Here is a 7,447-nt window from a genome sequence, read left to right as displayed (position 1 = left end):
CAAAACTTGCAGCAGATGCATTAGCAGCAGCTACAAAAGATGAAAGCGCAAAAGAGATTGATAATTTAACCCAATCAATTGAAAGTTCAAGCAAAACACAATCAGATTTAATCGCTCAATTCAATGCGACAGTTGCTAATAAGCAAAAAGATTTGAATGATTTGAAAGAAGAAAATGATTTGAGTGAAAAAGGAATTTATAAAGAACCAAAGCCTTTCAAGAGTGTTGCAGCTGAGAATAGTCAGATAGAATCATTGAAAGCACAAATAGCCGATGCTAATAAAGCTCAAAAAGATGCTATTGCTAATTTGACGAACCTATATAACGAAAGACTTAAAAAATTCCCTAATAAAAATGATGCTTTAAATAAAGCTTATTTAGAGAAAATTAATCAATTAAAAGCGGCACAATTAAAAGCAGAACAGGATAATCTTACTTTGATTTCTAATTTGGAACGTATTAAAACGGAAACTGAAATTGAGAAAAAACGTAGAATTAAACGTGCAGCATATGAAAATGATCAGGGAAGATATGCCCAGGATCTTGCCGCTCTTAAACGTATAAAAGAAACAACAAAATTAAGTAGTACACCATTAACAGAAAGTGATTTTGATTTTGGTGAAGACCAGTCAAACATGCAAATTATTAAGAATATTAAAAATTCTGAGAGTGGCTATTATCTAATTATTGCAGTTCACAGCAGTGTTGAAAAACGAGACGAATTTTTAACTAAAGCTGTTGCTGCAGGACGCTCAGATGTTAATTTCTTTTATAATGTAACAACAAGTAAATATTATATTTATTACGAAAAATTCGAAGGCTTAGCGGAAGCAACGAAAGCCTTAGAAACAAAAGGGAATAAACCTTACAATAGCAAAATGGTTATCGTAAAAGTGGAGAACTAAAAAGGAATATTGAATAATAAATATGGATGGCAACTTTCTTTTTTAAAGAAGGCATATTAAAAATAAAAAGAATAAAAATAAGATTACATGTCGTTTTTTTGAATGCCCCTTCAAAAAATGATTAGTTAAACTGAAAACCATAATATCATGAAAAGACCTACTACCTTAAAATCAGTTTTTGTTGTATTATTTTTTATACAAAGTTTTATTGTATTCTCTCAAAAGGATTTCGCTGCTCGTTTTGATACGAGTTTAAAAGGTGATATGCTTTTGATAGGTAATAATATTTTGAATAGACAAACAAATAGTCAAGGACCAAATGATGCTTTTAATTCTACGACTCAGAATAATAATGACCTTAACATGCAATATGTTGATGTTGATAGTGATAATTCAACATTTAGTTCAAGTTCTGCAACTTTGGCAGTACCAACAGCTAGTAGGGAGTGTTATAAAATTGTATATGCGGGGCTATATTGGGCTGGTATTTATAGTCAAGCTTCTGTTAATAATAGTACTGTAAACCGTGCTGATTTGGGTAAAGTTAAATTTAAACTTGCGAATCAAACTAATTACAATGATATTACAGGGACATTAATTTATGATTATTATCCGACAACGTCCAACGGAAGTCAGATGCCGTATGCATATTACTATGATGCGACATCATTAATACAAGGATTAACTAATCCTGAAGGAGTCTATACAGTTGCCAATATTATTTCTGCAAGAGGTAATATTAACGGTGGATTTTCTGCGGGTTGGTCGTTATTTGTTGTATATGAGGATCCAAAATCATCAGCAAAATATATTACTACATTTGACGGTTTGAGATGGATTCAGTCTGGAAGTGTACCTGTGACATATGATATCTCGGGTTTTAAAACTATTCCAACAGGTTCAGTAAAAGCAAAATTGGCTTTTGCAGCTTTAGAAGGGGATGTTAATCTTACTGGTGATCGTTATGCCATAAATAATACTGACATTTCTACTAATGAGCGTGCAATTGATAACTTTTTTAATAGTACAATTAACGATGTTAACGGACCCTATACAAATAGAAGTCCGGCAAGTGGGAACACTCTTGGTTTTGAAGCCGGTATTATTAATCTTAATAATGCATCAAATTCCATTATTAAAAATAATGATACTTCAGCGCAGTTAAAACTGAGTACAGGTGGAGATGGTTATGGATTGTTTTTCAATGCTTTTAATGTTGAAATTATTGAGCCCCAAATTGTTTTAACCAAAATCGTAAAAGATGCCGCAGGGAATAATATTGGTGGTCAAAATGTAACTTTAGGGCAACAGTTAAATTATGAAATTGGATTTAAAAATACAGGTAATGATAATGCTACATCATTTACAATTAGAGATCAGCTGCCAATTAATATTGTTTTTAATTATCCGGGTGATATTGTTTCATTACCGGCTGGTGTAACTATTCAAAGTTATGATGCTGCAACACGAAATATTGTTTTTGCAGTTAATAACAGTATTGTTGAAGTTGGAGATCCTGAAAAAATAATTAGTTTTAAGGTTCAGGTAGTGCCTGATTGTAGTATGTTGAGCGAAGCGTGTTCTAACAGTATTGATAATTCAGCTTATGCAACTTATAGAGGTCAGCAAAATACTAGTTTTGTAATTTCAGATGACCCAAGTGTTAATATTAATACAGGTTGTATACTGGTTCCGAAGGCTACGAACTTTTTGGTTGGTATTGACGGTTGTAAATTTACAGCAAATGTTACTTTATGTAAAGAGAATGTAGATTTAGTAGCGGCAAACGGTTATTCGGCTTACACTTGGTATAGTGATGAGGCACGTACAATTCAAATCGGAACAGGTCAAACACTTAACGTAAAAGACCCGGGAACGTATTATGTGTACAATTTGGCAGCAGCACCATGTAGATCTATTTATCAGGCTTTTACAGTTACCCGTTTTGGAACTACAACTACAAATCCGGTAATTCCTTATGCTGATAATGTTGTAACTTGTCCTGATAATGGAAAACCATTACCAAATATTTTCTTATGCGGGGGTACTGCAACAAGACTTATACAAACAAATATTACTGAAAACTCTACAATTGTTTGGGAAAAATTAAACACAGCCAGTTGTACCGCAATAACAAATCAGAATTGTGCAAACGAAGGGACGAGTTGTACCTGGTCACAAGTTGGTACAGGTGCAAATTATACTGCTAATGCCCCGGGACAATATCGTTTAACAGTAAATTATACGGGTGGTTGCTTTAATCGTTTTTATTTTAATGTTTATCAAAATACATTAACCGCAACAGAAACACATGAAGATATTATTTGTGGTACACCCGGAAAAATTACCGTAAATGGTGTTCCTTCAGGATATGAATATGCGATTAGTACAGATCCGAACGGAGCAATAGGAGCATATCAAGCGAGTAATATTTTCAACATTACTAATCCTAACTCTTATACTATTCATATCAGACAGATTGGTGTAACGAGCAATCCTTGTATTTTTACAATACCTAATATCCTTATTAGAAAAAGAGATTTGCAGATAAGTACAGTTGTAACTCAACCTGCATGTTTTGGTGAAAAAGGGACTATAAAAGTTGGAGCTCTAAATATTGATCCTCAATATTACTATTATCTTTATGATGGTAATACACTTGTAAACAGCTCAGGCCCTGTACCAAATTCAGATTATACTTTTGCAAATTTAACTCCAGGAATAACCTATAGGGTTAGGGTAACAAACAGACCTGTTCCTGGTACACCGGCTCCAAATTGTGATGTGTCTGAATATATTTATATTCAACAACCGGTATCAGCTATAAATGCAACAGCAGCTTTAGTTGAACCATTAACAGCTTGTAGTGACGGAAAAATTGTAATAAGTGCATCAGGTGGAAATTGGGCTCCGTATTCTTATTTTATTAATGGATCTTCAACTTTTCAAACATCTAACGAAATTATAGTAACAGCTCCAGGAACTTATTCTATTAGAGTAGTTGATTCTAAAAACTGTGAAACTACAATTTCTATTACAGTTCCGAGCAATACAAAACCAACGTACGATGTAACTCATACAAATAGTAGTTGTTATAATGATAATTCTGAAATAAGAATTACAAATATTGTTCCTAATGGATACAGTATGTCTTATAGCATTAATAATGGAGGAACTTTTCAAACTAATCCTGTTTTTTCTAATTTACAGCCTGGTACCTATAATGTAGTTGTCAGATATGGTATTTCATATATACCTCAATGGCAAACTCAACCACAAATCAAGTATTGTCAGGATCCTGCACAACAAGTAATTATAGCAGGACCAACTTCGGCTGTAACTGCTTCTGCAGGTGTTGCTGAATTAGCGGGTTGTGGACCTTTACAAGGAGGTCAGCCTACTGGATTGATCAGATTTACCAATGTACAGGGAGGTACAGCTCCTTACCAATACAGTTTTGATGGCGGAGCTACATGGCAAACTTCAAATGAAAAATATGTAGTTTCATCTACTGTTTCTTATGATTTGCGTGTAAAAGATAATGTAGGATGTATTTATCAAATTCCTTATAATGTTATTTTAGATCCTAAGCCGGAAGATCCGGTAATTGATAGCAATGTTAATCCGGTATTCAATTGCGACGGTACTGCTACCGCGACTGTTGTGGTGAACACACCAACTACTACAGGGGCAACTTATACTTATGAATATTATTTAGATGGAGTATTAAATACAAATACACCAAGTAATACTTTCTTAAATGTGCCTTCAGGTACTCATACGGTAAAGGTTAAATATAATATTACAACAGTTTCTACCTATAGTAATTTATTACAGGAAGATTTTGGAAAAGGTGGTTTTACCACTACTCCGGGAATTAATCCTGCTTATTGTTTTGAGGATGAATCTAGTACACATTTAGACCCTTCTTATAAATGTAATAAAGACGAATGGATTAATGATGGAGAATATGCAGTAGCCAGTAAAATAAGAACTACTTTTGGTAATGTATGGCTTAGTGACCCTAGAGATCACACCAATCCAACAGATACAACAAGTAGATTTTTATGTGTGAATGTTGGAGGTACAGCTGGAATCGGAGGTATTTTATATAGTAAACCTATTTATGATGTTATACCTAATCAAGCCGTAATTATTTCATTATGGGCTGAAAATTTAATTAAAGCAGTTAATTCAGGTCATGATGATCCAAAATTAACTATTCAGTTAATAAATAATCTGAATGGGGTAGGTGGTACAGAAACTATTGTTGCTACCACTGATACTTCAAATCCTTGGAGAGTGCCAAAATCAGAGAAATGGGAATTTAAAGAACTGTCATTAAACCCAGGGGCTTACAATAATTTAAGTTTTGTTATTCGTTCATATAATAATGAGTTTCATGGGAATGATGTACTGATTGATGACATCTGGGTACGTCAGATACCAAAATCATGTGGTAACGAAAAAAATTTCCCAATAGTTATTAACGCCAATAGTGCTTTTAGCGCACCTACTCCAGGGATTCAAGATGCAAAATGTAGTGGTTCTACTGATGGAAGTATTACTATTACTGCAACTAATTTTAATACAACTACAGGTTTTTATTATTCTGTTAATAATGGTTCGACCTGGAATACATCAACTACTTCACCGGTAATCGTTTCTGGATTGGGTGCAGGAATATATAAAGTAATTGTAAAAAATGACGTTGCAGGAACTTGTAAGTTTTCATTTGATTCAGAAGTTAAAGCTCCTCAGGCAATACTTATTGTTAAAGTAGATCAAACAGCACCAACTTGTACAACAGGAGGTACAATTACTGTTACGACCGTTACAGGAGGTACCGGAAGTTATCAGTACCAACTAAGTGATGGTTCTGGGATTGTGAAACCATTTCAGTCAAGTAAAACTTTCACCAATATACCACAAGGAAATTATACTGTCCAGGTAAAAGATGCCAATAACTGTTTATCTCCGGCATCTGCTCCTATTACAATAACTACTCCAACTGGACCAACTGCAACTCTGGCAGCTGCTACAGACTGGTGTTATACGCCTCTTAACCCTGCCAGTTTGGTTGTTACTGTAACTGGAGGACTAGCACCTTATACTTATAAATTAGATAGTAATACTCCAATCAATACGAATACTTTTAATAATGTTGCGCCTGGAACGCATACTATTTTAGTGACGGATAGTAATAATTGTACAACTACAATTTCAAATATTATTATAGAGCCTCAATTGCAATTGAATGCAACTTTGACACAAGATTTAACATGTTTAGTTAATGCTTCAATCACTACTGCTGTAACAGGTGGTTATGGAGCTCCTTATACCTATACTGTTTCTTATAATGGAGGAGCGGCAACTGCAGTGACTTCTTTCCCTTATACAGCTACACTTGCAGGAAATTATGTTTTTACGGTTACAGACACTAAAGGTTGTCCTGCAACAAGTAATACTATTGTTGTTTCTCCAAAAACAACACCAACTTTAACAACAGCAAAAACTGACATTACTTGTAATAATGCTAATAATGGAACGATAACAGTTACTGCTGCGAATGGAGCTACAACTACTTATACTTATGCTATTAAATTAAGTTCAAGTGCTGCTTATACAACTCAGGCTACAAATCAATTTACAGGTTTGTCTGCAGGAACGTATAATATCAAAGTAATTGACAGCAAAGGCTGTGAATCTGCTGTAAGTAATGTTACTATTACAAATCCGGGTATTGTTACCGGAACTATTAGCGCTACTGAATTACAATGTAGTGCATCAGGAACAGTTCCGGCAGTAGTAACTGTAACAGGTGGAAGTGGAACAGCACCTTACAAATACAGTTTCAACGGAACTTCTAATTTTACTGCTACCAATACGTTTTCGACATCTGTTGCAGGAACAGTAACGGCTTATATCCAGGATGCCAATAATTGTCAAATTGGACCATTGTCTGTAACGATAAGTGCTATAAATCAAATTACAGATATTACCATTACGGATAGTGGTTATGATTGCTCTACAACACCTGCCGGCGGCCATGTTAATATTGCTGCTGTAAAAGGAGGAGTATCATCTCCGATTCGTTATCAAATTATTTCAGGACCTGTAGGATATGACGCGACAATTAATGCTGACGGGGAATTTAAATCATTGACTCCGGGAAGCTATGTTTTCCAGGCAACCGATACTAAAACTAATTGTTCTTTTACAAAACCATATACAGTAAATAGTGCACCGGATATCCTTGCAGGAGGAAGTGTCCTTTCTTCAATAAAGTGTTTTGGTGGTACGGGTACTATTCAATTTACAGTTAATGGAGTTAAAGACAGGGGTTATGACTATGTAATTAAAAATGCTGCCAATACAATTATTCAGAGCGCTAATAATGTTAGTGAAACTATAACTACGATTGCTGTTACTGCTGCACAGCCTGCAGGAGTTTATACAATTACAGCAACTGATAGAAAAACTAAATGTACTGCTACTTATGCAGTAACACTTACTCAGCCATCAGCTGCTTTATCGATTAC

Annotated in this window: 1 protein-coding gene and 1 pseudogene; both read left to right on the top strand. The window is 34.5% G+C overall.

Annotated elements, in window-relative coordinates; genetic code table 11:
* Positions 1-905: pseudogene (locus PMI10_RS21295) on the top strand (hypothetical protein); the annotation flags it as partial.
* Between the two features lie 147 nt (positions 906-1,052).
* A partial coding sequence (locus PMI10_RS21290) for a hypothetical protein (RefSeq protein ID WP_007811741.1) occupies positions 1,053-7,447 on the top strand: 6,395 nt, incomplete at its 3' end.

The sequence above is a fragment of the Flavobacterium sp. CF136 genome (assembly GCF_000282055.1).
Taxonomy (GTDB): domain Bacteria; phylum Bacteroidota; class Bacteroidia; order Flavobacteriales; family Flavobacteriaceae; genus Flavobacterium.
The sequence above is the reverse complement of the archived record's forward strand: the minus strand, read 5'-3'. Positions and strand labels throughout refer to the sequence as shown.